The organism is Streptomyces sp. TLI_185 (assembly GCF_003814765.1).
Classification (GTDB): Bacteria; Actinomycetota; Actinomycetes; order Streptomycetales; family Streptomycetaceae; genus Streptomyces.
Genome location: NZ_RKRB01000001.1, coordinates 3271052 through 3296020, shown reverse-complemented (window position 1 = coordinate 3296020; position 24969 = coordinate 3271052). Strand labels below are relative to the sequence as shown.

Below are 24969 nucleotides of genomic sequence, written 5' to 3'. Positions count from 1 at the left end.
CTCCACCTTGTTCTCCAGGTTCTCCAGACTCAGAACCGCGGCCCTGGCCGCGCTCTCCGCGCTTGTCACGGTCCTGGCGCTCGCGGCCGGCGTGCCGCAGGCGCAGGCGGCGGGCTCGCTGCCCTGCGACATCTACGCCGCCGCGGGCACCCCCTGCGTCGCCGCGCACAGCCTCGTCAGGGCGCTCTACTCGTCGTACAACGGCTCGCTCTACCAGGTGCAGCGGGCCTCGGACGGCGCCACCGCGAACATCGGGCTGCTGGCCGCCGGAGGGTATGCCAACGCGGCCGCCCAGGACTCCTTCTGTTCGGGCACCACCTGCATCATCACCAAGATCTACGACCAGTCCTCGCGCCACAACGACCTGACGGTCGAGGGGGCCGGCGGGGCCGGCGCGGCCGATGTCGGCGCACCTGCCGACGCCCTGCCGGTGACCGTCGGCGGGCACCAGGTCTACGGCCTCGAGATCTCGGCCGGCATGGGCTACCGGGACAACTCCACCTCCGGTGTCGCCGTCAACGGGCAGGCCGAGGGGATGTACATGGTGACCTCCGGCACCCACGTCAACGGCAGGTGCTGCTTCGACTACGGCAACGCCGAGACGAACAACAAGGACACCGGCAACGGCCACATGGACGCCATCAACTTCGGCACCGAGTGCTGGTTCTCCCCGTGCTACGGCGGCGGCCCCTGGGTGCAGGCAGACCTGGAGAACGGCCTCTTCCAGTCGGACTCCGGCTACAGCAAGAACACCTCGAACACCGGCACCGGGCCTATGCCCTTCGTGACGGCTTTGCTGAAGAACAACGGGCAGGACCATTTCGCGCTGAAGTACGGCAATGCCCAATCGGGCGGCCTCACCACCACCTATTCCCGCGGTGAACCCACCACCAGCGGCTACTCGCCCATGCACCAGGAGGGCGCGATCGTCCTCGGCACCGGCGGCGACAACAGCAACGGCTCCATCGGGTCCTTCTTCGAGGGCGTCATGACCTCCGGCATCCCCACCGACGCCGCCGACAACTCGGTGCAGGCGAACATCGTCTCCGTCGGCTACGGCGGTGCGACCGGCTCCTCCGGTTCGCTGACCCCCGGTTCGGAGATCTCCCTGCGCGCGACGACCTCGTGCTGCACGGGCGACTACATCCGCCACCAGAACAACGCGGCGGTCATCTCCCCGATCACCTCGAGCAGTTCGACGCTCGACAAGAACGACGCCACCTGGATCGTCCGCCGGGGCCTGGCCGGCAGCTCCTGCGTCTCCTTCGAGTCGCGCAACTACCCCGGTGACTTCCTGCGCCACTACAACTACCAGCTGCTGCGGCAACCCATGGACGGCACAGCGCAGTTCAGATCCGACGCGACCTTCTGCCCGACGACCGGCAAGAGCGGCACCGGGACCTCGTTCGCCTCGTACAACTATCCGACCAAGTTCCTCCGCCACTACAACTTCAACGTCTACATAGCGAGCAACGGCGGCTCCAACACCTGGGACAGCTCCACGTCCTGGACCAACGACGTGAGCTGGGTCGTCAGCACGCCCTGGGCGCCGTAGCCGCCACGGGTTCGGACGCGTCGCCGGCCTCCACGGGGAGTTCGGCGGTGACGGTGAAACCGCCTCGCGGCGACGGGCCGGCCCGCAAGGAGCCTCCGGCCGCCGCGAGGCGTTCCGTCAGTCCCTTGAGGCCGGTGCCGCCGATGCCGGGCAAGGACGGGGAGGGGGCCGTGGAAGGGGCGCCCTCCCCGTTGTCCGCGACCGTGAGGCTGACGCGTTCGGGGCCGCTGTGCACGGTGATCTCGCAGCGCGTGGCGCCGGCGTGCCGCAGGACGTTCGTGACCGCCTCCCGCACCACCCAGCCCAGCAGTGCCTCGGTCTGCGGGGCGAGGGGCGCGCCCGAGCGGAGGACCACCGGTTCGACGGCCGCCGCGGACAGGGCCGAGCGGGCCCGGTCCAGTTCGGTGGCGAGGCTGCCCTCGCGGTAGCCGGTCACGGCCTCGCGGATCTCCGTCAGCGCCTGGCGGCCGACGGACTCGATGTCGCCGATCTGGGTGAGCGCGGCGTCCAGGTTCCGCGGGGCCAGCCGCCGGGCCGCCTCCGACTTCACCACGATCACCGACAGGGTGTGCCCGAGCAGGTCGTGCAGGTCGCGGGAGAAGCGCAGGCGCTCCTTCTCGACGGCCTGATGCGCCAACTGCTCGCGGGCGGCGCGCAGTTCCCGTACGGCCTCGGAGAGGGACAGGATCGCCGCCGTCACCATGGTCGAGATCCAGGTGGCGTAAGCGATGTTGAGGCCGTTCCAGCCGTCGCGGGCGGCGCAGACCGCCCCGGCGAGCAGGGCGACGCCGGTGCCGGCCCAGCGCAGGTGTTCGCCCCGCAGCGCCGCGCCCGTCGCCAGGCCCAGCAGGGGGAAGAACAGCAGCCAGCTGTCGCCGTAGCCGCCGGCGAGACCGCATGTGATCGCGGCCATCAGGGCCAGCGCCACCCGCGTGGCGACCGCCTGCCGCTTCTCCTTCACGAAGGCTCGGGTCGCCACGTAGATGTAGAGGGAGTTGAAGGCGAGCAGCCCCAGGCCGCCGATCCACGGGTTGGGGGTCTTGCCCTGGAAGAGGTTGGAGAAGGCCCCCATCCCCATCAGCAGCCAGGGCAAGAGGGAGAAGGCGGTCGGCGGCGGACCTGGGTGCTCGGGTACCTCGGCGCCGGTGCGGCGCGCCTCCTTCTGTGCGTCCCTGAAGGCCCGCATGTCCGCGCGCCACCGCTCCCGCGCCACCCGCCATTCGCGCATCTGGCAGCGGACCCCACGCATCCAGAACATCTCTCGCTCCCCCGTTCAGGCGGTCCGTCCGGACCGCCGGTACGACAGCACAGCGTACGAACCGAAGGCCAGCAGCCAGAGGGTCAGCACCGCGATTGCGCCGAGAGCCGGTGAACGGCCCTCCGCCGCCGAGGTGCCGAGCTGGGCGAAGCGATAGGTGGGCGTGTACGCCGACAGTGTGCGCAGCCAGTCCGGGAACAGGGTGACGGGGAACCACAGGCCGCCGAGGACCGCGAGGCCCAGGTTGCACGCCATGTTCGTCACGCCGGTGGTCTGCCCGGTCAGCCGGTAGCCGTTGCCCAGGCCCAGCAGGGTGAAGGGCAGCGAGCCCAGCCACAGCAGCGCCGCGACCGCCGCCCACTGCCAGGCCTCCAGCCGTACGCCGTTGACCAGGCCGCCCGCTGCGAGCACCGCGAGGATGGCGGGCAGCACCGTCACCGAGCCGGTCAGCGTCCGGCCGACGACGACCTGGCGCGGGGTCATCGGAGTCACCCGAAGCTGCCGCAGCCAGCCGATCGCCCGGTCCTCGGCGACCCCGCCGCCGGTGTTGAGGGCGCAGCCGACGGCGCCGTAGCCCGCCATGCCGACCATCGCCCCCGTCTTCCAACTCCCGTCGTCTGCACCGAGGTTGGTGAACAGTAGATACATCAGCACCGGCATCGCGATCCCGCCGATCACAAAACCCGCGTCGCGCAGGGTCCGGCGCACTTCGAGCCGCAGATAGTCCAGCATCACGCCGCCTCCGTCACACGTGCGGTGAGGGCCAGGAACGCGTCGTCGAGCGAGGCGGGCGCGACCTCCAGGCGGCGTATCGCACCCAGTTCGGCCAGCGCGACCACCGTCGCGTCCGGGTCGTCGGTGCGCAACCGTGCCCGTTCGCCGCGCACCTCCACCGACCGCACGCCCGGCAGCAGCTCCAGGCCCTCCGTGCCCTGCCCCGCGAGGTCGAAGGCGACCAGGCTGCCGCCCACCGACCGCTTGAGCTGCTCGCCGGTGCCGTCCGCGACGATCCGGCCCTCGTCGATGACGAGGATGCGGTCGGCATGCGCGTCCGCCTCCTCCAGATGGTGGGTGGAGAACAGCACGGTGTGGCCGAGACGGGCGTACGAGCGCATCGACGCCCAGAAGGCGTGCCGCGCCTCCACGTCCAGCGCGGCGGTCGGCTCGTCCAGGACGATCAACGAGGGATTCCCGGCGAGGGCCACGGCGAACCGCACGCGCTGCGTCTGACCGCCGGACAGCCGGTCCACCCGGCGCCCCGCCAGCTCGGTGATCCCGGCCAGCTGCAGGGCACGCGCGACGGGCATCGGGTCCGGGTAGCGGCCGGCCACGAAGGACACGAGTTCCCGCACGGTGACCCGGGGCACCGCGCGCCCCTCCTGCAACATGGCGCCGATCCGCCCGGCGCGCACCGACTGCTCCGGGGGAGCGCCGAAGACCCGCACGGTGCCCTCGTCGGGCTCGTTCAGGCCGAGCAGCAGGGAGATCGTCGTCGACTTGCCGGCGCCGTTGCGGCCGAGCAGGGCCACGGTTTCGCCCTGCGACATCTCCAGGTCCACGCCCTGCAGGGCGCGCACGCCGCCGAAGGTCTTGACCGCCCCCGTGAAGGACACGGCGGGCGGCGCCCCGGCCGTCCTCCCGCTCGTCGTCCCTGTCGTCTTCGTCATGCCTACGACGCTACGGAGACCAGGCTCCCGCCCGGCAGATGCTCTTGTACGGACTCCGGCAGGACAAATGTCACGGCCGGCCGCGCACACAGCTGACACAGTGTCAGGAGCCTTCACAAGTGCGGAGCGCTGGGCTATACAGAGGGCGCCGGACTGGAACGCGTTCTAGATCGGTACTCGTGACGACCTCGGTCGCGGCCGACGGTGCGGACGGCCGCGCCGAGGTCTTGAACCATCCGAGCCACCAGGAGCCGTATGCCCATCGACGCAGCGAAGGCCCTCGCCGCCGAACCCCGGTCCGGCGAGATCACCTGGGACCGCAAGGACGTCCAGCTCTACCACCTGGGCATCGGGGCAGGCATCCCGGCGACCGATCCCGACGAGCTGCGCTACACCCTGGAGTCCCGGCTGCACGTCCTGCCGAGCTTCGCCACCGTCGCGGGCAACGGCTCGCCCGGGGTGATCAGCGGCCTGTCCATGCCCGGCGTCGACGTGGACCTGGCCCGCGTCCTGCACGGCGGCCAGTTGCTCACCCTGCACCGCCCGATCCCCGTCGAGGGCACCGCGACCGCAACCGGCCGTATCGCCGCCGTGTACGACAAGGGCAAGGCGGCCGTCCTCGTCATGCGCACCGAGGTGGCCGACGCCGACGGCCCCCTGTGGACCAACGACGCCCAGATCTTCGTACGCGGAGAGGGCGGCTGGGGCGGCGACCGCGGCCCCTCCACCCGACTGGACCCGCCCACCGGCGACCCCGACCGCACCGTCGAGCGCCCCATCCGCGAGGACCAGGCCCTGCTCTACCGCCTCTCCGGCGACTGGAACCCGCTGCACGCCGACCCCGACTTCGCCAAGACCGCCGGGTTCGAACGGCCCATCCTGCACGGGCTGTGCACCTACGGCATGACGCTCAAGGCGGTCGTCGACACGCTGCTCGGCGGGGACGTGACCCGGGTGCGGTCGTACGCCACCCGGTTCGCGGGCGTCGTGTTCCCGGGGGAGACGCTGCGCATCCGGATGTGGCAGTCGCCGGAGTCCGTCAGGGTCGCCGTGAGCGCCGTCGAGCGGGACGACGCGCCCGTTCTCGCCGACACGATCGTCGAACACTCTTGATCCAGCAGGCAGTTGAAGCAGGCAGTTGAGGGGAGCCCGCACCATGCGCGCAGCCGTACTGCACGAGATCGGCCAGGACAAACTAGAGGTCTTCGAGGATGTCGAGGCGACGGGCTTCGGGCCCGGCAAGGTGAGGATCCGGGTGCGGGCCACCGGGCTGTGCCACTCGGACCTGTCGGCGATGAGCGGGGTGCTGCCGCAGCCGGCGCCGTTCGTGCCCGGGCACGAGGGCGCGGGCGAGATAGTGGAAGTCGGCGAAGGCGTCAGCCATGTGAAGGCGGGCGACCGGGTCGTGGTCTGCTGGCTGCCCGCCTGTGGCGCCTGTCCGGCGTGCAAGCGCGGGCAGACCGAGCTGTGCCTGGCCGGGTTCATGAACGCGGGCACCCCCAACTTCCGCCGCCCCGGCGGCGACGTCTTCGGCTTCGCGGGCACCGGCACCTTCGCCGAGGAGGTCGTCGTGGACGCGGGCTGTGCGGTGCCGATCCCGGACGACGTGCCCTTCGACATCGCCGCGCTGATCGGCTGCGGGGTCACGACCGGTCTGGGCGCCGCGCTCAACACCGCCGACGTGGAGGCCGGTTCGTCGGTCGCGGTCATCGGCTGCGGCGGCGTCGGCATCTCCGCGATCCAGGGGGCGCGGCTCAAGGGGGCCGCCGAGATCGTCGCCGTCGACCCGGTCGCCTCGCGCCGCGAGTCCGCCCTCAAGTTCGGCGCCACGAAGGCGGTCTCGCCGGACGAGCTGGCCGACGCCAAGCAGAACGTCACCGGCGGCGAGGGCTTCGACTACGTCTTCGAGGTCGTCGGCAAGTCGGCCACCGCCCGCACGGCGTACGAGAACACGCGGCGCGGCGGCACGCTCGTCGTCGTCGGCGCGGGCGCCCTGGACGACTTCCTGCAGCTCAACATGTTCGAGCTGTTCTTCGACGAGAAGCGGATCCTGCCGTCGATGTACGGCGGCGGCGACGTCCTGCGCTCCTACGAGCGGACCATCGCCCTGTGGCGGGCGGGCCGCGTCGACCTGGAGGGCCTGATCACGCACCGGGTGCCGCTGAGCGAGATCAACGAGGCGCTGGACCAGATGCGGACGGGCACGGCGCTGCGCACGTGCATCGAGATCTGACGGGGGTGCCTGTGTCGCTGTCACAGGAAGGGCCACTGGAAGGGCCACTGGAGGGGCTGTCCGCCGTCGTCACCGGTGCCGGTCGCGGCCTGGGCCGGGCCGAGGCGCTGGAACTCGCCCGGCTCGGCGCCGCCGTCGTCGTCAACGACTTCGGGCAGCCGGGCCGGGACGGCTCGGGGGAGGCCTCGGCGGGCCCCGCCGAAGAGGTCGCCGCCGAGATCCGCGCGGCGGGCGGCAGGGCGCTGGCCCACACCGGGGACGTCGCCGACTTCCAACAGGCCCGAGAGCTGGTGCAGTTGGCGATCGACGAGTTCGGCAAGCTGGACATCCTCGTCAACAACGCGGGCATCCTGCGCGACCGCATGGTCTTCTCCATGACCGAGGGCGAGTGGGACGCGGTGATCCGCGTCCATCTCAAGGGCCACTTCAACACCACCCACTTCGCGGCCGCGCACTGGCGCGAGCGCTCCAAAGCGGTGGGCGGTCCGGTCTACGGGCGGATCGTGAACACCTCCTCCGAGGCCTTCCTGGCGGGCTCGGCCGGGCAGCCCAACTACGCGGCCGCGAAAGGCGGAATCGTCGGCCTGACCACCTCCACCGCCCTCGCTCTCGCCAAGTACGGCGTCACGGCCAACGCGATCTGCCCGCGCGCCCGCACCCGGATGACCGAGGACGTCTTCGCCGGCTTCGAGCAGCCGGCCGACGGCCTCGACCCGCTCGCCCCCGAGCATGTCGCCCCGCTCGTCGGCTACCTGTCCTCGCCCGCCGCGGCCCGCGTCAACGGCCAGCTGCTCGTCGTGCACGGCGGCATGGTGGCCGTCGTCGAACGGCCGCGGGTGCAGGCAAAGTTCGACAGCAAGCAGGACACCTTCACCTACGACGAACTGGACGCCGTACTCACCCCGCACTACGCGGACCGGCCGCCGGGGGAGACGTTCGCGGCGGCGGAAGTCCTGGGACTCAAGCGGGCGTAGAGAAGAGATACGCCGGTACTCAAGTGGGCGTAGAGATACGGCCGGGACCCAAGCGGGCGTAGACATACGGAAGGGGCCCGCACGTCAGTCGACGTGCGGGCCCCTTCCTCGCTTACCCTCAGGCAGCCGCTTCGCTGTCCTCGGCCGGCTTGCGGTGCCGGCCGCGAGGGGCCGTGTCACCGTCCTGGGCCGAACCCGGACCCCGGTGCCGGCCGTGACCGGCGTCTTCCTGGTCCTCGGCGGACAGCGGCTGCATGGTGCTTGTGTTGCTCATCGAAGGATTCACCCCGTCAACATGATCTTTCAAACAGCCGGGCGAGTTTAACCGGCCACCCTCCGTGCGAATCCAGACGGGCACGCCCTTCGGCACTACTTCGTTACAAGACGTCCCAAGGGCGCTTGCTGCAAGGGCACGGGACGCGGTGCGACGGGCTCCGGAGGATCCGGCTGCGACGGCTCGCCCGGCGGCGTCGGGGACGAACTCCCGTCCGCCGCTCGGCCGGCCGCGCCGCCCCGCACCGGATCCTCCGGGCCCGCGCCCCCCGATCCCCCTTCATCCCCCGTCTCCCCCGTCTCCCCCGAGGGCGCCGCCACCTGCGCCACGCCGCACGGCACCTCGGCCGTGGCGTACGGCAGTTGGAGCACCCCGTCCCTGGTCCAGATCCCCGCGCCCGCCAACCACCCGTACGGCGCGGCGAGTTGGTGCAGTTGCCGCCGGTCCGGCCGCCACAGGCCCACCCAGCTGCCGACGGGCCCGTCGATGCGCAGCGCCACCCCGCAGCTCTCCGGCATCAGCACCTGCCCCGGCTGGATGGCGAAGGGCGTGACGACACAGTCGGGAAGTCGCAGGCACTCCGGGAAGCGCACCGGCAGTGTGCTGCCCAGCACGCCCCAGCCCAGTCGCTCCTCGCCCGGCGAGGGCGCGTCCGAGCGGATCAGCAGCAGACCGCTGTCCGGGTCGGCGAGCAGCAGGCGGTCGTCGCTGCCGTCGGCGATCTGCAGCAGCGGCGAGACCTCCCCGGCCCGCTCCAGGTCGACCACGATCGTCTTGGTGCGGCCGCCGGTCTCACGGTCCAGCGCCAGCAGCCGCCCCGCGCGGTCCAGCCACACCCCGCCCGAGCAGCGGCCCGGGATCTCCGCCACGTGCTCCGGCCCGAACGCGCCGCCCGCCACCAGCCACACCGTGCTGGAGCGCCGGCCCACGGCGAGGGCGTACGCCTTCTCGCCGCCCGGCGCGGGCGGCAGCAACCGCAGCCCGGCGCCCTCGTCCGGGCACTCCACCGCGCCGATCAGCAGTTCGCCCGTGCCCGGTCCGGTCGGATACAGCAGAGAGAACATGTGCCGTCCCTCCGCCCGCCGGCGGATGAGGACCCGCCCGTCGCCCATCGGCTGCACCTCGGTGCCGGGCTCCTCGGGCTGGTTGCCGGGCAGCGGCACGGCGTACGGCTCGGGGCCGTCCAGCGTCCAGCGCTCGGGGAACCAGGAGTCGCCGTCCAGCGCGAGGCGGGCGGCGTAGGCACCGTCCACGGTGATGGTGCAGCCGGATTGCGGGGCGCCGTCCTCGGGGGCAGCCTCGGGTTCGATCGCACACGCCGTCATGGTCTGGTCACCTCCGGCGACGAAGCTAGTTTTCGCACGCACACACGTGGGACCACGAGGCTCCTGCTTCACACATAAGGGTGGCGGGGGAACGATTCGCCTGAGGAAACGGGGGCGGGTGTGCTGAAGGGGTCGGAGGTGAGCGCCGGGGCACTGCTCCCACTCCACCCGACCACGGACATCGGTTCAGCGGCACAGATCAGCCAGGTAGCCTTCTAGCGTGCCCCGTCTGTCTGAAGTCATCGCCGCGCTGGAGAACCTGTGGCCCGCCGAGCGGGCCGAGTCCTGGGACGCGGTCGGCACCGTCGTGGGCGATCCCGACCAGGAGGTCACCCGCGTCCTGTTCGCGGTCGACCCCGTGCAGGAGATCGTCGACGAGGCGGTGAAGCTGGGCGCCGACCTGCTGGTCACCCACCACCCCCTCTACCTTCGCGGTACGACGACGGTCGCGGCGACGCACTTCAAGGGCCGCGTCGTGCACACGCTGATCAAGAACGACATCGCGCTGCACGTCGCCCACACCAACGCGGACACGGCCGACCCCGGAGTCTCGGACGCCCTCGCCGGTGCGCTGGACCTCCGCGTCGTACGCCCCCTGGTGCCGGACCCGACCGATCCGTCCGGCCGCCGCGGCCTCGGCCGCATCTGCGAGCTGGACCACCCGCTGCCGCTGCGCGAGTTCGCCGAGAAGGCCGCCGCCCGGCTGCCCGCCACCGCGCAGGGCATCCGCGTCGCCGGCGACCCCGAGGCCGTCGTCCGCACGGTCGCCGTCAGCGGCGGCTCCGGCGACAGCCTCTTCGACCAGGTACGCGCGGCCGGTGTCGACGCCTTCCTCACCGCGGACCTGCGCCACCACCCGGCCTCCGAGGCCGTCGCCCAAAGCCCCCTCGCGCTGCTCGACGCGGCGCACTGGGCCACCGAATGGCCCTGGTGCGAGCTGGCCGCCACCCAGCTCGACGAGATCTCCGACCGCCACGGATGGGACCTGCGCGTCCACGTCTCGAAGACGGTCACCGACCCCTGGACCGCCCACGCGGCCTCACCTCTCAACCCTGCAGGAGCCCCCAACTGAACGCCGCGCCCGCCGACCAGATCCGACTCCTCGACGTCCAGGCCCTCGACGTCCGTCTGCAGCAGCTCGCGCACAGGCGGAGGTCGCTGCCCGAGCACGCCGAGATCGAGTCGCTCACCAAGGACCTCACCCAGCTGCGCGACCTGCTGGTGGCCGCACAGACCGAGGAGAGCGACACCGCCCGCGAGCAGACCAAGGCCGAGCAGGACGTGGACCAGGTGCGCCAGCGCGCCGCCCGCGACCAGAAGCGCCTGGACTCCGGCGCCGTCACCTCCCCCAAGGACCTGGAGAACCTCCAGCGCGAGATCGTCTCCCTCGCCAAGCGGCAGAGCGACCTCGAGGACGTCGTCCTGGAGGTCATGGAGCGCATCGAGTCCGTGCAGGAGCGGCTCGCCGAGCTCACCGAGCGGGTCTCCTCCGTCCAGTCGAAGATCGACGACGCGACCGCGCGCCGTGACGCCGCCTTCGAGGAGATCGACGGCGAGGTGGCGACGGTGACGAAGGAGCGCGAGGTCATCGCGGGCGCCATCCCCGCCGACCTGCTCAAGCTCTACGACAAGCTGCGCGAGCAGCAGGGCGGCATCGGTGCGGCCAAGCTGTACCAGCGCACCTGCCAGGGCTGCCGTCAGGAGCTGGCGATCACCGACATCAACGAGATCCGCGCGGCCGCCCCCGACACGGTGGTGCGCTGCGAGAACTGCCGTCGCATCCTGGTGCGTACGGCCGAGTCCGGCCTCTAGGAGCCTTGACCGTGCGGGAGTTCATCGTCGAGGCCGACGGCGGTTCGCGGGGCAACCCGGGACCCGCGGGCTACGGATCCGTCGTGCTCGACGCGGCGACGGGGGAGACCCTGGTGGAGGCCGCGGAGTACATCGGCGTCGCGACCAACAACGTCGCCGAGTACCGGGGCCTGCTGGCGGGCCTGCGCGCCGCCCATGAACTGGACCCCTCCGCCAAGGTCCACGTCCGCATGGACTCCAAACTGGTCGTCGAGCAGATGTCGGGCCGCTGGAAGATCAAGCACCCCGACATGAAGCCCCTGGCGGCGGTGGCGGCCCGCGTCTTCCCGCCCGGCCAGGTGACGTACGAGTGGATCCCGCGGGAGCAGAACAAGCACGCGGACCGGCTGGCGAACGAGGCAATGGACGCGGGCAAGCGGGGCGAGCAGTGGTCGCCGACGACGTCCACGGCCGAGCTCGACGCACGCGCCGCGCGGGCCGCGGCTCCTGAGCCGTCGGGCCCGCCCGGTGACGCGGCGGCGGGGGCGCGGGCAGCCCTTGCAGGCGGGCGAGCCCCGGCGGCCGCGGCTCCCTCGACGTCCGCCGACGCCACTGCCACAGCTCGGCCGTCGGGCGCAGCAAAGGCCGACGCCGATGTACGGGCCGCCACGGCCGTCGCCACCCCCGGCTGGGCCCCTGCCGACCTGGGCGCGCCCGCGACCTTCGTGCTGCTGCGGCACGGTGAGACCCCGCTGACTCCGCAGAAGCGTTTCTCGGGCAGCGGCGGCACCAACCCCTCCCTGTCCGACGTCGGCCGGGACCAGGCCGAGCGCGCCGGGGCCGCGCTGGCCCGCCGCGGCACGATCCAGGCGATCGTCGCCTCACCCCTCGCCCGCACCCGGGAGACCGCCGGCATCGTGGCCCGGCACCTCGGCCTGGAGGTGACCGTCGAGGACGAGATCCGGGAGACGGACTTCGGCGCCTGGGAGGGCCTGACGTTCGCCGAGGTCCGCGAGCGTTACGCGGACGACCTGAACCGGTGGCTGGCCGACCCCACGGCCGAACCCTCCGGCGGCGGCGAGAGCTTCGCGGCGACGGCGACCCGTATCGCGGCGGCCCGCGACAAGCTGGTCGCGGCCTACGCGGGCCGCACGGTGCTGCTCGTCTCGCATGTCACGCCGATCAAGACCTTCGTCCAACTCGCCCTGGGCGCCCCGCCGGAGGCCCTGTTCCGCATGGAACTGTCGGCGGCCGCCCTGTCCGCGGTGGCCTACTACGCCGACGGCAACGCGAGCGTACGGCTCTTCAACGACACGTCCCACCTGCGCTGAGAGCCCGGCCGGGTTCAGACACCTGCGCTGAGAGCCCGGCCGGGTTCAAACGCCTGCGCTGAGCCCCGCCGCCTCGCGGGCCAGCGACTCGATCCGCCCCCAGTCGCGGGCCGCGAGGGCGTCCGCCGGGAGCATCCAAGTACCGCCCACACAGCCGACGTTGGGGAGCGCCAGGTAGTCGGGGGCGTTGCCCGGACCGATGCCCCCGGTCGGACAGAACCGCGCCTGCGGCAGCGGCCCCGCCAGCGACTTCAGATACGCCGTGCCGCCCGCCGCCTGCGCAGGGAAGAACTTCATCTCCCGTACCCCGCGCTCCAGCAGCGCCACCACCTCCGACGTCGTGGACACCCCCGGCAGGAACGGCACCCCGGACGCCCTCATCGCCTCCAGGAGTACGTCCGTCCAGCCCGGGCTGACCAGAAAGCGCGCCCCGGCGGCCACGGACGCCGTCACCTGCTCCGGCGTGATCACGGTCCCCGCCCCGACCACCGCGTCAGGCACCGCTTCGGCGATCGCACGGATGGCGTCCAGCGCGGCCGGCGTCCGCAGCGTCACCTCGATGGCGGGCAGTCCCCCCGTCACCAGCGCCCGCGCCAGCGGAACGGCGTCGGCGGCGTCCTCAATGACGACGACGGGCACGACGGGGGCAAGGTCGAGGAGCGATGAGGCCATGCGGTCATCGTGCCCGCCCTATGCAACATACGCAAAGATCATTGCGCATGCTGCAACGCGGGGTGAGGCGGGTCAGTGGATGCTGGGGTGGGTCAGTGGATGTTGGGGTGGGTCAGTGGATCTCGTCCACCAACACGTCCAGCATCCATGCCTTCCCGGCCCCTGTCGGAGGCTCCACCTCCACCACGTAACCGAGCTCACGCAGCGCATCCACCAGCTCCGCCGGACCCTTGGGTGCCGCGCCGGCCGTCAGCAGACTCCGTACGATCCGCCCCTTCGTCGCCTTGTTGAAGTGGCTGACCACCTTGCGGGTGGGCGCGTGCAGCACCCGCACGCTCGCCGTCCGGCCGGCGTCCTCGCCCTTCGGCTTCCACGCGGCCGCGTACGCGGAGGACCGCAGGTCCAGCACCAGCCCGTCCCCGGCGGCCTCGGGCAGGACTTCCGCCATCGGCGTCCGCCAGTACGCGCCCAGCGCCCCGATCCCAGGGAGCTTCACCCCCATCGAGCACCGATAGGAGGGAATGCGGTCGTTGATGCGCACCGCACCCCACAACCCGGAGAAGACGAGCAGCGACCGTGCCGCCCGCCTCTTCGCAACGGCGTCCAGGGAGGCCAGGTCGAGGGCGTCGTACAGCACACCCGTGTAGATCTCCCCGGCGGGCCGCGCCCCGGCCGTCAGCAACCCGGCGTTCTTCGCGACCTCGCCCCGCAGCCCCTCGCTCAGCCCGAGCACGTCCCGCGCCTTCTCTTCATCCCCGGCACACAGCTCGACCAGTTCGCCGAGTACGGCCTCACGGGCGGGCGTGAGACCCGGCAGCGACAGCGACTCCGTCTTCAGCGGGGCGCCACGGCCGGAGGACGCCTTGCCTTCGGAGGGAGGCAGCAGGACAAGCACGGAAGATCTCCTTCTCTTTGAGCTCCCGGACAGCGTACGGGCCCCGCTGTGCTTACCCTCGCTGTATGCCCCGCCGCCACATCCGCGTGACCGGCGCCCCCGAAGCCCCCCTCCGGGCCGCCCTCACCGCGCTGCGCACCGATCTCGGCATCTCCGAGAGCTACCCGCCCGAGGCACTGGCAGAGGCCGAGCGGACAGCGACAACCCCGACGCTCCCTTCCTACGACGCCACGGACATCCCTCTCTTCACCATCGACCCGCCCGCCTCCACCGACCTCGACCAGGCGATGCACCTGTCCCGGCAGGGCACCGGCTACCGGGTGCGGTACGCCATCGCAGACGTCGCGGCTTTCGTCGCCCCCGGGGCGGCGCTCGACGCGGAGACCCACCGGCGGGTGACCACCCTGTACTTCCCGGACGAGCGGATCCCGCTGCACCCGGCGCTGCTCAGCGAGGGCGCCGCGAGTCTGCTGCCCGGCCAGGTCCGCCCGGCCGCCCTCTGGACGATCGACCTCGACGAGGACGCCCGTACGCTCGCCGTCGACGTCCGCCGCGCCCTCGTCCGCAGCACGGCCAAGCTCGACTACGCCGCCGTACAGAAGCAGATCGACGACAAGACGGCCGAGGAGCCGCTCGCGCTGCTCAGGGAGATCGGGGAGGCGCGGGAACGGCTGGAGGTGGAACGGGGCGGGATCTCGCTCAACGTGCCGGAGCAGGAGATCGTCGAGCGGGATCACACGTACGAGCTGAGCTACCGCGCCCCACTCCCCGCCGACGGCTGGAACGCCCAGATCTCCCTGCTGACAGGGATGGCGGCGGCAGATCTCATGCTCTCGGCCGGCACCGGCGTCCTGCGCACGCTGCCCGCCGCCCCGGACGGCGCCGTCGGCCGCCTCCGCCGCACCGCGCACGCCCTGCACATCGACTGGCCGCACCACGTCTCGTACGCCCAGCTCATCCGTTCCCTCGACCCGCACCGCCCGCACCACGCGGCCTTCCTCCAGGAGTGCACGACCCTGCTGCGCGGCGCCGGCTACACCGTCTTCCGGGACGGCGCCCTTCCGCCGATCACCACGCACGCCGCCGTGGCCGCCCCGTACGCCCACTGCACGGCGCCGTTGCGTCGCCTGGCCGACCGGTACGCGTCCGAGCTCTGCCTGGCGGCCGCGGCGGGCGAGCCCCCGCCCGACTGGGTACTGGCCGCTCTGGAGACGCTGCCGCACGAGATGGCCGACGGCAGTCGGCGCGCGGGCACGGTCGAGCGCGAGTGCGTCGACATCGTGGAGGCGGCGCTGCTGGCGGGGCGGGTGGGGGAGGTGTTCGACGGGTGCGTGGTGGACGTCGAGGAGCACCAACCCACCCTCGGAACCGTCCAGTTGGAGTCCCCGGCGATCATCGGCCGGATCGAGGGCAGTGGGCAGCTGCCCCTGGGGGAGCGGCTCCGGGTGCGCCTCACACAGGCCGACCCGGCAGCGGCGAAGGTGCGCTTCGCGCCTGCGTGAGGGCCGCCCGTATCTCGCGTACGAGGGTGTCGGTGTCGTCGGCGTGGAAGCGGACGAGGTGGATGTCACGCCGTCGGCCGAGAAAGGTGAAGTGGGCGACGGGCTCGGCGAGTTCGAGGGTGACGGTGGTCTGTGCGCCCACGGGGATGTCGAGCGCGCCGTCGGCGCGTTCGTGGGTGGTACGCAGCTCGCGGCGCACGGTCGAGATGCGGTCGACCGGTATACGCAGATCGACATGCACGGCGCGGCGGATGCGCAGCACGTCGGGGCCGAGCACGTGCGGCCGTACGACGGACGCCGCGTGCACCCCGGCCACGAACACGATGGTGTACACGTCGAGCACGAGCACACACCGATGCACGGCCGGGTAGTCACGCAGCAGCACGGACATGGTCAGCGTCTCGACCAGGCACACGAACGCGAACCCGAACATCACCGCGCCCTGCCCCCGCGCATACCCGAACACCCGCCCGCCGTCGGCACCGTGCGTGCGCCGGGCCACCCACATCGCCAGGCTGGCGAGCAGCTGGAGCTCATGCCGGACGAGGGTGTACGCCGCCGTCCTCACGGCTGCTCCTCGGCGAGAATCCGCAGCGCGAGGCGGAGGGCTTCTGCCTGGGCGGGGGCGAAGTCCGCGTAGAAGGCGCGCATGAAGCTGTTGTCGCCGTCAATGCTCGCCTGGGGAAGAAGCTCGCGGGGCATGCAGTCGGCGAGGGTACGGGCCGCCTCCGCCACGCGCGGGTCGACCGGGTCGGCGTCGGCGAGGTCGTCGAGCAGGGCGTACGCCTTGAGTGCCCGCGCGATCCCCTCGGGGGAGCCGAGGGCGCCGCGCAGCAGTTCCATCAGCCGCTCCCGGTCCTCCGCCGCCGCCATGGTGTCGATCAGCGCGAGCATTTCGCGGTCCTTGGCGGCCATGGGGGAGTCGGCCGCCACATGCGCCAAGTCACCTAACAATGAGGCCAGTTGAGGTGACACCGGCCCCTCCGCGGTCAGCCCGCCCTCCTCCTCCAGCAGTGCACCCAGCCGCGCCCGCCGCTCCCGGATCGCCGCCTCCTGCCGGGCCAGGTCCTCGTCGAGTTCGGTGAGCACCTCGACGAGGTCCTTCCCGGCGTCCTCCACCAGCACATCCCGCACTTCCGCGAGCCCCATCCCCAGCTCGGTCAGCCGCCGAATCCGCGCGAGCACGACGGCATGCCGCAGCGTGTAGTCCCGATACCCGTTGGCCAGCCGCTCGGGCTCCGGCAGCAGGCCTTCATGGTGGTAGTGCCGCACGGTCCGCGTGGTGACGCCGACGGCCGCGGCGAGTTCTCCGATCCGCATGGGACCAGTACAGAGGCTGACGTCGCGGCAGGGTCAAGCGGGCGGGCCGTGCCTGTCGAGGGTCGCGCTCGTGTGCCACGATCGAGGGAACGGATCCCGATCTCTCGGACAGGTGATCTTCCGATGTCCCAGTCTGGCGAGCGACCGAAGGAGGGGCGTGACATGACTGCCATGGCCCACGAGCCGCTCACGCAGGAAGAGGTCCTGCTGGAGGGTTTTCTCGCCCTGGACACGCCGGAGGGTTTCCGGGCCGAGTTGATCGAGGGGGAGATCGTCGTGATGCCGCCGCCGGACGGGGAGCACGAGAAGTACATCAGCCGGATCGTGCGGCAAGTGATCAAGCGGTCTTCGACCGAGATGGACTTCTCCGGGAACAAAGGCCTGAGGCTGAGGAGCGGCGAGGCCTGCCCGAAGAACCACGTGGTCCCGGACGTCACCCTCGCGCCCCTTGAGCGAGACCTTTTCGGGGGCGCCGACTCCTGGATGCCCTGCGATGGCGTCGCCATGGTGCTGGAGGTGACATCCACCAAGCCCAAGGCCGACCGCGAGGCCAAACGCCGCTGCTACGCCCGCGGCGGCATCCCCCTCTACCTCCTTATCGACCGCGACGCCGCCTCCGTCACGCTGTTCAGCGACCCGGAGAAGGACGACTACCGAGAGCTCTGCACCCGCCCGTTCGGCAAACCGCTCACTCTTCCCGCCCCCTTCGCCTTCGATCTGGAGACCGCGGACTTTCTCTGACCCTCCCGGCGTTGCACCCTGTGGACGACGGAAATGGGGGCGGCGCATGGAGCAGGCATTGTGGACGCGGGCGCGGCTCGGCCGCTGCGGACCGCCCCTCGACCTGCTGACCGCCCGCTTCCAGCAGCACGTCTACGCCCCTCACGCGCACGCCGAGTACACCATCGGCGTCTGCGTCGGCGGCTCCGAGGTCATCGACTACCGCGGCGGCCACATCCGCACCGGCCCCGGCTCGATCATCGTCCTCGACCCCGGCGAGATGCACACCGGGGGCCCCGACACCGCCACCGACGGCTACGCCTACCGCGCCCTGTACGCCGACCCCGCCCTCCTCGCCGACGGCACCCTCGGCGGCCTCCCGCACTTCCGCGAACCCGTGATCGACGACCCCGAGCTGGTCACCGCCCTCCGTCTCGCTCACACCGAACTCAGCGCCTGCCCGGACCCGTTGGAGACGGAATCCCGCCTCCCGTGGCTGCTGACGGCCCTGGCCCGCCGCCACTCCACGGCCCGCTCGGCGCCGGACGAGGTGCCGGGCGCCGACCACATAGCCTTTGTGGTCCGCGACCGCCTGGCAGACGAACTACTGAACCCCCCGTCCCTGGCCGACCTCGCCACCGACCTGGACCTGTCCCGCTACCAACTCCTCCGAGCCTTCCGTACGACGATGGGCATACCGCCGTACGCCTGGCTCGCCCAGCACCGGGTCACCCGCGCCCGCGGACTGCTGGAGACGGGCCTGCGCCCCGCCGAGGTGGCCCCGCTCGTCGGTTTCGCCGACCAGGCGCACCTCACCCGCTGGTTCCGCCGGGTGCTGGGGGTGACCCCGGCGGCGTACCGCAACAGCGTTCAAGACACCAGGTAGTGCCCCGGCCGATTCTGTCTGCATGACTGCACGCGGCTGGTTCCTGTTCTCCCTGATGGGAGTCATCTGGGGCATCCCCTACCTGATGATCAAGGTGGCGGTGGACGCCCCGCTCTCCCCGTCCATGGTGGTGTTCACGCGCTGCGCACTGGGCGCGGCCCTCCTGTTCCCGTTCGCGATACGACAGGGCGACCTGCTGACGACCATCCGCTCCCACTGGCGTCCCATGCTGGCCTTCGCGTGCATAGAGATCATCGGCCCGTGGTTCACGCTCACGGACGCGGAACGGCACCTGTCGAGCTCCACGGCGGGCCTGCTGATCGCGGGCGTGCCGATCGTGGGTGTGGTGCTGGCCCGCTTCTTCGGCGACACGGAGCAGCTGGGACTACGGCGGATGGCAGGACTGGCGCTGGGCCTGGCCGGCGTCGGCGTCCTCACGGTCCCGCACCTGACCGGCGGCGACGCACGCTCCCTCGGCGAGGTGCTGCTGACGGTGCTGGGCTATGCGACAGCCCCCTTGATCGCGGCACGGTGGCTGAAGGACGTCCCGACACTGCAGCTGACGGCCCCTTGCCTGGCACTGGCGGCGCTGGTCTACGCAACGCCGGCGGCGGCGACCTGGCCATCGTCCATCCCATCCGCCTCTGTCCTGACAGCCTTGATCGGCCTAGGAGTGATCTGCACAGCACTCGCATTCGTGGCCTTCCTGGAACTGATCAAGGAGGTCGGCCCGACCCGCGCAACGGTGTTCACCTACGTCAACCCGGCGGTAGCAGTGGCAGCGGGAGCCGTCTTCCTGAACGAGCCCTTCACCTTGGGCATCGCGATCGCTTTCACCCTGATCCTGGCGGGCTCGGTCCTGGCGACGGCGGCCTCCGGTCCGGCGAAGGGCGGACGCCCGGTAGCATGGTCGACACGGCAGACGAGCCGGGCGGACGGCCGCGTGGAGTCCCCTTGAGGGGCTTCCCGAGGAACGTCCGGGCTCCACAGGGCAGGGTGGTGGCTAACGGCCACCCGGGGTGACCCGCGGGACAGTGCCACAGAAAACAAACCGCCCAGCGCTCAGGTGCTGGGTAAGGGTGAAACGGTGGTGTAAGAGACCACCAGTGCCCAGGGTGACCTGGGCAGCTAGGTAAACCCCACCCGGAGCAAGGTCAAAAGGGAGCGCCTTGGCGCTCCTGCGGAGGCGTTCGAGGGCTGCCCGCCCGAGCCCCCGGGTAGACCGCACGAGGCCGGTGGCAACGCCGGCCCTAGATGGATGGCCGTCTCCCCGGCCGCCGCGAGGCGACCGGGTGACAGAACCCGGCGTACAGCCCGACTCGTCTGCCAGCAGGTCTCTGACCTGGTCTTGGCCTCCTCCTTCGAGCTGGCCCCGACCGTCAAGTCCAGGTCTGCTCAATCCGATCGGCCCGGACGGCGTAAGCAGCAGGGCCGCCCCGAGCGATTGCACGGTGGATGGCGTCACTTCGCTTGTCCAGCCGCTCCACCATCTCCAAGGTGCGCAATTGCTGGTTGTCCAAATAGAAGAGCACCGCAGCCCGGTCCAGCACCGGCTGGATCTCCAGGTCCCTGGTCTTGATCCGCCCATCCTCGGAGAGGGGAACCCACCCCTGCTCAAGACCGTAGGAGATCCATTCCTCATCGGGGATGTCCTGCGCGTCCGACGGAAAGACCTCGCTGATCCGATGGACGGTCCACCCCCGAGCCCTCAGCTCCTCGGCAACTCGCCGACCAAGGTTTCTGTCGAGGAAGAACTCATGCGGCAAGGCGCACCACTGCCCGGCACAACGCGTCCACCTGCTCCGGCTCCATGCCGTACTCGTACGCGATGTCCTCGACCGATTCGCCGGCCTCCCAGAGATCGGTCACCGCTTTCACCGGCACCCGGTTCGCCGCCACAACAGGCAGCCCGTGCCCGAACCGCGGATCGATCACGACAGGAACCTCCGGTCCGTACTGCCGGAGCCGAAGGCTGGACGGGAAGTCGTCCCCTGCGTCCCAGGAGAGGTAGCGCAGGTAGTCGGCCACGACTTCATGGATGGGCGCCTGCCCGTCCCGCGCACGGCGGAGATCGCCGAGTCCATGCTCGATAAAGATGTCCACGCCGTCGGTGGCGATCCGCTTCGAAACCAGACCGTACGGCGTATCGAACGAATCACGCACGGCTGCGGCAGCCTCTCGGATCTCGCTCATGCGGAGGCCGAGCGTACGTAGTGACCGGAGGACGTACGCCTCAGCCACTGCAACGAACGGCACAGAGGGCTGGCCCCTTCTCACGGGTTCCACCTGGTGCACCAGCGGCGCGCCAGCTGCCTTGTTCTTGAGCCAACTGGTGAGCGTAGGAAGGGGAATCTCCAGATAGGAAGAGGTCTCCGTCGGCGTCAGAAGCCCATCGTTGAACCTGTCGATCATGATTGCCTCCCTCCACTCCGGGCTGAGGCGGCCACATCCTTCCACAATCAGCGTGCCACCTCCGGTGCCGGAACAGTCCTGGTTGAGGGCTGAGCGGTGGATGCCGGAGCGGCGATTCCAGGGTCGAGAAGAGCGATCTCCGCCCACACGACCTTGCCGGACGGAGGCCAGGGCTCGCTGCCCCATCGAGCGGCCAGCGCATCGACGAGAAGCAGCCCGCGACCCGTCTCCTCGGTGGAACTCGCGGTACGACACGCCATCGGCCGACGATCGCCGCGCGGATCGGCCACTTCGATACGGAGCGTGTCCGCCGCCTCGACGCTGACACTAAGCCGGAAGCAGCGCCCTCGCACACGCCCATGCACGACCGCGTTCGCCGCCAACTCGGCGACTACCAACGCCACGGACTCACTCACCTCGCAGCTAGGTGGCCAGCCCCACTCATGGAGTTGTTGCACGGTCAGCAGTCGACCGAGGCGTGCACCGCGAGGCGTTGCACTGAGGAGCTGAGTGAACTGCCGGGTGGAGATTTCTGACTTCATGTCACTCAGCGTGGCCGCCGCACTCTACGCTGACCAGGGAATCCTGCGGTACGCAGGGTGTGTGTACCGGTACGGACGGTGCCTTGTACGGGCTGTCGGCCGTGACCTGCTGGGGCACACGGGGACTGCAAGGTGGTGGCGGATGACGGTGACTGAGCCGCAGGAGTCGTACGAAGAGGGCGAGCAGGCCAGTGACCTGAACCGGGCAATTGGCAAGCAGGTCAAGGTACTTCGAGAGCGTGCAGGTCTGACGCAAAAGGAGCTGGGGGACCGGCTCGGATACAGCGAGGACCTGGTGTCGTCGCTGGAGCGGGGGAGACGGACGCCGCAGCGGGAGTTCTTGGAGGCGGCGGATGAACTACTTGATGCCGGCGGACTGTTGAAGGCCACGATCGAGGACGTGGAGAAGGCCAAGGCGAAGGCGAGGGTTCGGCATCCGGCCTGGTTCAAAGACTACGCACGGTTGGAGCGCCAGGCTGTTGAGATCAACGACTACAACTGTCATGACATCCCTGGGTTGTTCCAGACCGAACGGCGGATCAGGGCCCTGTACGAGATGCGCAAGCCACTACTGGACGAAGAGACCATTGAGCAACGAGTGACATCTCGGCTGGCGCGGCAGGAAATCCTCACACACTGGCCTCCTCCGATGATCACTGCAGTCATCGAGGAGTCGGTCCTGCGGCGCCCACTAGGAGGAGGAGAGGTCCACAACGAACAGTTGGAGCATCTGCTTCAGCTAGGCAGGCTGCGCAACGTGGAACTGCAGGTCATGCCGATCGACCGTACCGAGCATGCAGGGATGGGTGGTTCCTTCATCCTGCTCACACCCAAGGGGAAACCCCAGCTGGGATACACAGAGGCACAGAACTCCAGCCGCCTGGCTACGGATCCCGAGGACGTCCGTATCCTGGCCGCACAGTACGGCAGCCTCAGGGCGCAGGCCCTAACCATGCAGGAGTCCCTCGCCTTGATCAAAAAGATGCTGGGAGAGCTATGAGCACTGCGGAACCCGCGCGCGTGGCCTGGTTCAAGAGCAGCTACAGCGGCAACGAAGGCGGTGCATGCCTCGAAGTCGCCGTCACACCCGCCACGGTCCACGTCCGCGACTCCAAGGCTCCCGCACTCGCCCAACTCGCCTTCCGGCGCGCGGAGTGGGCCGCGTTCGTCAACTTCGCGATCGAGCTCTGAACGCAATGGGGCCACGAGCGAGCAGTCCGTGGCGATTCCGTATGCCACGCGTCAGCTGGGCGCACCAGAGTTGGACCACCGCGCCTGTTCGCCGCCCGGCACGGGACGCGGTCACGGCACCGGAGCCGTGTGTGCAGGCTGAATCTGCCGGGATCATCCTTGTGAGGCACTGCAAGCCCCTGGCCTCAACGGGAATCCTCAGGCAGGGGGCTTTCTCCTGTGCGCACGGGTGTGCTTCCGGAAACGCTTCGCCTTCTGCTGTCCAGCGGACCTATGCGAGCGCCAGTGCCTCGACCCCAGACGTCGGATGGACCAGGGACCGCAGCTTCTCGCGCGTCTCCGGATCCGTCGAATAGACGATCGTGCCGACCATGCCACGCGTCAACAGAACCTTGTACGTGTTGCGGATGAGCCGGTCGATGTCCTCGGCGGAGGTCGCCTTGGTGAAGGACGGGTCCTTCGAAGCCGATCGGTTCACCACCCAGCGGTTCGTCCGCCACACCAGGTCAGGCCCGATGATCACTCCAGACCAGTCGTACTCGAATCCCTGGGCGGTGTAGACGCAGCCGACCTGGGTGAAGCCGGCCGGGTCGGTGGCCCAGAGAGGGGCGGGTGGGGCGCCGAGTACGGATCTGTCGCCGTAGACGTTCCAGGGGCGGGCCCAGTTGCCGATGATGACGTCGGTAGGGAGTGTCGTCATGGCGGGGGTGATCTTTGTGGTCCACTTCCAGCAGTAGCCGGCCGACATGCGGGCGCCGTAGCCTTCTTCGCGGCGGGCCGTGAGGAAGTCCTCCAGTTCTTGGGGTGTTTCGGCGGTCAGGAGCTTGAACTTGCCGTCCGGCTCCCAGTGGTGCGGTATGCCGCCGTCGAGGCCCAGCAGGTCGATGACCCACTTCTCGTATGCCTCGCTGCCGCCGCAACGGAATTGGCCGTCCAGGTCCACTACCGTCGTGCCCAAGCCCTGTGCTGCGGCGGCCCGTTGGATTTCCTCCTTGGTTCCCATCTCGCCAGGCCGTACGACCTGGTGCTGGTCCAGGAGGAACACCGGTACCCGGGCCGCGTCGATCAGTTCCGCCACCTGGGGGCGGCCGGTGCGCAGTTCCGCCTTCGTGTAGCGGTTGGCAGAGGTCTTGCGCAGTCGGTGGGCCTCGTCGCAGATCAGTACGTCGAGGTCGTTCGGCTCGGCGTCCATGAAGCTGTTGAAGTACTTGAACAGCTGCTGGACTTCGCGCTTTCGGTTGCCCGCGACCTTTCGCATCGTCTTGGTGAACGACTGCGATCCGGTCGCGTGAAGAGTGGGCACCCCGCGTCGGTACAGCTCGCCCAGCAGCGACATCGCGATCACACTCTTGCCGGAGCCGGGGCCGCCGGTCACCACGATGACCTGCTTGTGGTTGGAGCGCTTCGCCTTGCGTACTGCGGACATCACTTGCTCGTAGGCGACCCGCTGTTCGGCGACGAGCACGAACTGTTCGCGGTCGCGGATCTCGGCCGCCGCGACGGCCATCAGCTGCTTCGACGGTCGTACCTTGGCGTCGAGCAATGCGTCCGCCGCATGCGCGCCGGGCTTGGCGGCGAGCCGCGAGCGCAAGAAGTCGAGGAAGGCACCGCGCTGTTCACCCGTGTACATCCGGCCGCGCTGGTCCTCCTTGACGGCGCGCAGTCCCGCGATCCCGAACTCGGTCGCGTTGTGGAGGAACGCCACACCGGCGAGGGACTTGGGCATCCGCTCCAACGTCCCGTTGAAGGCCAGGAGGTATTCGCAGTAGCCCCGTACCTGCTCGATCGGGTTCAGCACTGGCTGCGCGTAGGAGTCGATACGGCACAGCAGCGGCTCGTCCTCCTCCGGGTAGGCCGCGCTCCACTGCTTGAGTTCCACGACGACGTACGACGGTTCGCCGGTGGTCGGGTGCACGCCGGCCAGCACGGCGTCGGCACGCTTGCTGGTCAGGGGCAGGCTGTATTCGACGAGGACTTCGACGTCGTCGAGCCCGGCTTCGATGAGGGCGTTGGTGAGCGCGGGCAGGCTGCGTTCCCAGGACCGTATCTCCGCCGGCGCGGGCCTGCGGCCGTGCTGGCGGCGGAAGTTCTCGGTCAGATGCAGCGCCAGCGACCCTTCGAGGATGCGGGCGGCCACGGACGCCGCGGACTCACGGAACAGCAAGAAAACGCCCCCAGGCAGCACGAAGAAGACTCGTGCGGGTGGGGGCATGTCCTCCGGTGTCCGCCAGAAGGCGGATCAGGAAGCCCGTCGGGCCGCTGAGATGGTGATCGCCATCCTAGGTCAGCGTGTGGATCACGAGGAGGGGATGGGCAGGGATTGGCTCGGCCAGGTGCGACTGCATGGTGAGGGGGAGGGTGTCCCGTCAGCCGGGTGGACACTGCCCGCGCGCTTGGCATGCGTGCGGGAGCGGGTGCCGC

25 protein-coding genes, 1 other RNA gene and 1 pseudogene are annotated in these 24969 nt (G+C 70.3%); 14 read left to right on the top strand and 13 right to left on the bottom strand.

Translation table 11 applies throughout. The features are described from left to right. Nucleotides 1-7 precede the first annotated feature (7 nt). Nucleotides 8-1555, top strand: coding sequence for an alpha-L-arabinofuranosidase B (locus EDD92_RS14975; RefSeq protein ID WP_123964776.1), 1548 nt, complete (start codon nt 8-10; stop codon nt 1553-1555). On the opposite strand, the gene EDD92_RS14970 is transcribed toward EDD92_RS14975, so the two are convergent. Genes EDD92_RS14970 through EDD92_RS14960 form a run of 3 tightly spaced genes read right to left on the bottom strand, consistent with a single transcriptional unit; the run spans nt 1533 to nt 4480 of the window. Beyond that, nucleotides 1533-2813 carry a sensor histidine kinase gene (locus tag EDD92_RS14970; RefSeq protein WP_123964775.1) on the bottom strand — a complete coding sequence of 427 codons (1281 nt, stop codon included), beginning with the start codon at nt 2811-2813 and terminating at the stop codon, nt 1533-1535. The genes EDD92_RS14975 and EDD92_RS14970 overlap by 23 nt on opposite strands. A gap of 15 nt (nt 2814-2828) precedes the next feature. Continuing rightward, nucleotides 2829-3545: an ABC transporter permease gene (locus tag EDD92_RS14965; RefSeq protein ID WP_123964774.1), complete on the bottom strand. Its 717-nt coding sequence runs from the start codon at nt 3543-3545 to the stop codon at nt 2829-2831. After that, nucleotides 3545-4480, bottom strand: a complete 936-nt coding sequence (locus EDD92_RS14960) for an ABC transporter ATP-binding protein (RefSeq protein WP_123964773.1) — start codon at nt 4478-4480, stop codon at nt 3545-3547. Before EDD92_RS14960 ends, EDD92_RS14965 begins: the two co-directional genes overlap by 1 nt. 255 nt (nt 4481-4735) lie before the next feature. Between EDD92_RS14960 and EDD92_RS14955 the strand changes: the two genes are divergently transcribed. From EDD92_RS14955 to EDD92_RS14945, 3 genes are read left to right on the top strand one after another with little or no spacing between them, the layout of a single operon-like run. Then, nucleotides 4736-5593, top strand: a complete 858-nt coding sequence (locus EDD92_RS14955; RefSeq protein WP_123964772.1) for a MaoC/PaaZ C-terminal domain-containing protein — start codon at nt 4736-4738, stop codon at nt 5591-5593. A gap of 43 nt (nt 5594-5636) precedes the next feature. Continuing rightward, complete coding sequence (locus tag EDD92_RS14950) at nt 5637-6713, top strand: Zn-dependent alcohol dehydrogenase (RefSeq protein ID WP_123964771.1); 1077 nt, start codon at nt 5637-5639, stop codon at nt 6711-6713. 35 nt (nt 6714-6748) lie between these two features. Further along, nucleotides 6749-7687: a 3-oxoacyl-ACP reductase gene (locus tag EDD92_RS14945; protein ID WP_123970398.1), complete on the top strand. Its 939-nt coding sequence runs from the start codon at nt 6749-6751 to the stop codon at nt 7685-7687. 118 nt (nt 7688-7805) lie between these two features. On the opposite strand, the gene EDD92_RS49830 is transcribed toward EDD92_RS14945, so the two are convergent. Together EDD92_RS49830 and EDD92_RS14940 are read right to left on the bottom strand one after the other, a co-directional pair. Next, nucleotides 7806-7961 carry a hypothetical protein gene (locus EDD92_RS49830; RefSeq protein WP_185124021.1) on the bottom strand — a complete coding sequence of 52 codons (156 nt, stop codon included), beginning with the start codon at nt 7959-7961 and terminating at the stop codon, nt 7806-7808. 95 nt (nt 7962-8056) lie between these two features. Beyond that, a complete protein-coding gene (locus EDD92_RS14940) occupies nt 8057-9286 on the bottom strand; it encodes a hypothetical protein (protein WP_123964770.1) in 1230 nt (409 codons plus the stop codon). A 220-nt stretch (nt 9287-9506) separates the two neighbouring features. Here EDD92_RS14940 and EDD92_RS14935 point away from each other — a divergent pair, with 220 nt between their 5' ends. Genes EDD92_RS14935 through EDD92_RS14925 form a run of 3 tightly spaced genes read left to right on the top strand, consistent with a single transcriptional unit; the run spans nt 9507 to nt 12408 of the window. Beyond that, entirely contained in the window at nt 9507-10358 is an 852-nt protein-coding gene (locus EDD92_RS14935; protein WP_123964769.1) for a Nif3-like dinuclear metal center hexameric protein, read from the top strand. Next, nucleotides 10355-11098, top strand: a complete 744-nt coding sequence (locus EDD92_RS14930; RefSeq protein WP_078912440.1) for a zinc ribbon domain-containing protein — start codon at nt 10355-10357, stop codon at nt 11096-11098. The genes EDD92_RS14935 and EDD92_RS14930 overlap by 4 nt, the downstream gene beginning before the upstream one ends. Before the next feature lie 11 nt (nt 11099-11109). Then, nucleotides 11110-12408, top strand: coding sequence for a bifunctional RNase H/acid phosphatase (locus tag EDD92_RS14925; RefSeq protein ID WP_123964768.1), 1299 nt, complete (start codon nt 11110-11112; stop codon nt 12406-12408). Between the two features lie 45 nt (nt 12409-12453). Here the strand turns inward: EDD92_RS14925 and EDD92_RS14920 are convergent, their stop codons facing one another. Further along, the gene (locus EDD92_RS14920) at nt 12454-13080 is read right to left on the bottom strand and encodes a bifunctional 4-hydroxy-2-oxoglutarate aldolase/2-dehydro-3-deoxy-phosphogluconate aldolase (protein WP_123964767.1); all 627 of its coding nucleotides are present in this window, start codon (nt 13078-13080) and stop codon (nt 12454-12456) included. Nucleotides 13081-13192: 112 nt separating this feature from the next. Further along, entirely contained in the window at nt 13193-13975 is a 783-nt protein-coding gene (gene yaaA, locus EDD92_RS14915; RefSeq protein WP_123964766.1) for a peroxide stress protein YaaA, read from the bottom strand. Nucleotides 13976-14040: 65 nt separating this feature from the next. On the opposite strand from yaaA, the gene EDD92_RS14910 reads away from it, so the two are divergent. Further along, a complete protein-coding gene (locus EDD92_RS14910; protein WP_123964765.1) occupies nt 14041-15477 on the top strand; it encodes an RNB domain-containing ribonuclease in 1437 nt (478 codons plus the stop codon). On the opposite strand, the gene EDD92_RS14905 is transcribed toward EDD92_RS14910, so the two are convergent. After that, complete coding sequence (locus EDD92_RS14905) at nt 15428-15985, bottom strand: hypothetical protein (RefSeq protein ID WP_399185409.1); 558 nt, start codon at nt 15983-15985, stop codon at nt 15428-15430. The two genes, EDD92_RS14910 and EDD92_RS14905, sit on opposite strands and share 50 nt — an antisense overlap. Nucleotides 15986-16041: 56 nt before the next feature. After that, complete coding sequence (locus tag EDD92_RS14900) at nt 16042-16797, bottom strand: MerR family transcriptional regulator (RefSeq protein WP_123964763.1); 756 nt, start codon at nt 16795-16797, stop codon at nt 16042-16044. A 162-nt stretch (nt 16798-16959) separates the two neighbouring features. Between EDD92_RS14900 and EDD92_RS14895 the strand changes: the two genes are divergently transcribed. From EDD92_RS14895 to rnpB, 4 genes and pseudogenes are all read left to right on the top strand, one after another. Then, a complete protein-coding gene (locus EDD92_RS14895; RefSeq protein WP_185124020.1) occupies nt 16960-17538 on the top strand; it encodes a Uma2 family endonuclease in 579 nt (192 codons plus the stop codon). Between the two features lie 46 nt (nt 17539-17584). Continuing rightward, on the top strand, nt 17585-18403 hold the full coding sequence (locus EDD92_RS14890) for an AraC family transcriptional regulator (protein WP_123964761.1): 819 nt from the start codon (nt 17585-17587) through the stop codon (nt 18401-18403). Between the two features lie 22 nt (nt 18404-18425). Next, nucleotides 18426-19208 (top strand): annotated as a pseudogene (locus EDD92_RS52415) (DMT family transporter); the annotation flags it as partial. Between the two features lie 118 nt (nt 19209-19326). After that, nucleotides 19327-19729: RNase P RNA component class A (gene rnpB, locus EDD92_RS14880), an RNA gene on the top strand. Between the two features lie 53 nt (nt 19730-19782). Here rnpB and EDD92_RS14875 read toward each other — a convergent pair. From EDD92_RS14875 to EDD92_RS14865, 3 genes are read right to left on the bottom strand one after another with little or no spacing between them, the layout of a single operon-like run. After that, nucleotides 19783-20169, bottom strand: coding sequence for a toxin-antitoxin system, toxin component, PIN family protein (locus EDD92_RS14875; RefSeq protein WP_123964760.1), 387 nt, complete (start codon nt 20167-20169; stop codon nt 19783-19785). Continuing rightward, on the bottom strand, nt 20159-20815 hold the full coding sequence (locus tag EDD92_RS14870; protein ID WP_123964759.1) for a DUF433 domain-containing protein: 657 nt from the start codon (nt 20813-20815) through the stop codon (nt 20159-20161). Before EDD92_RS14870 ends, EDD92_RS14875 begins: the two co-directional genes overlap by 11 nt. A 47-nt stretch (nt 20816-20862) precedes the next feature. Further along, complete coding sequence (locus EDD92_RS14865) at nt 20863-21357, bottom strand: ATP-binding protein (protein ID WP_123964758.1); 495 nt, start codon at nt 21355-21357, stop codon at nt 20863-20865. Nucleotides 21358-21499: 142 nt separating this feature from the next. On the opposite strand from EDD92_RS14865, the gene EDD92_RS14860 reads away from it, so the two are divergent. Continuing rightward, complete coding sequence (locus EDD92_RS14860; RefSeq protein ID WP_123964757.1) at nt 21500-22357, top strand: helix-turn-helix transcriptional regulator; 858 nt, start codon at nt 21500-21502, stop codon at nt 22355-22357. Beyond that, nucleotides 22354-22548 (top strand): DUF397 domain-containing protein, encoded by a 195-nt coding sequence (locus EDD92_RS14855; RefSeq protein WP_123964756.1) that lies wholly within the window; start codon nt 22354-22356, stop codon nt 22546-22548. Before EDD92_RS14860 ends, EDD92_RS14855 begins: the two co-directional genes overlap by 4 nt. A gap of 271 nt (nt 22549-22819) precedes the next feature. On the opposite strand, the gene EDD92_RS14850 is transcribed toward EDD92_RS14855, so the two are convergent. Then, the gene (locus EDD92_RS14850; RefSeq protein WP_260326534.1) at nt 22820-24760 is read right to left on the bottom strand and encodes a DUF2075 domain-containing protein; all 1941 of its coding nucleotides are present in this window, start codon (nt 24758-24760) and stop codon (nt 22820-22822) included. Nucleotides 24761-24969 lie beyond the last annotated feature (209 nt).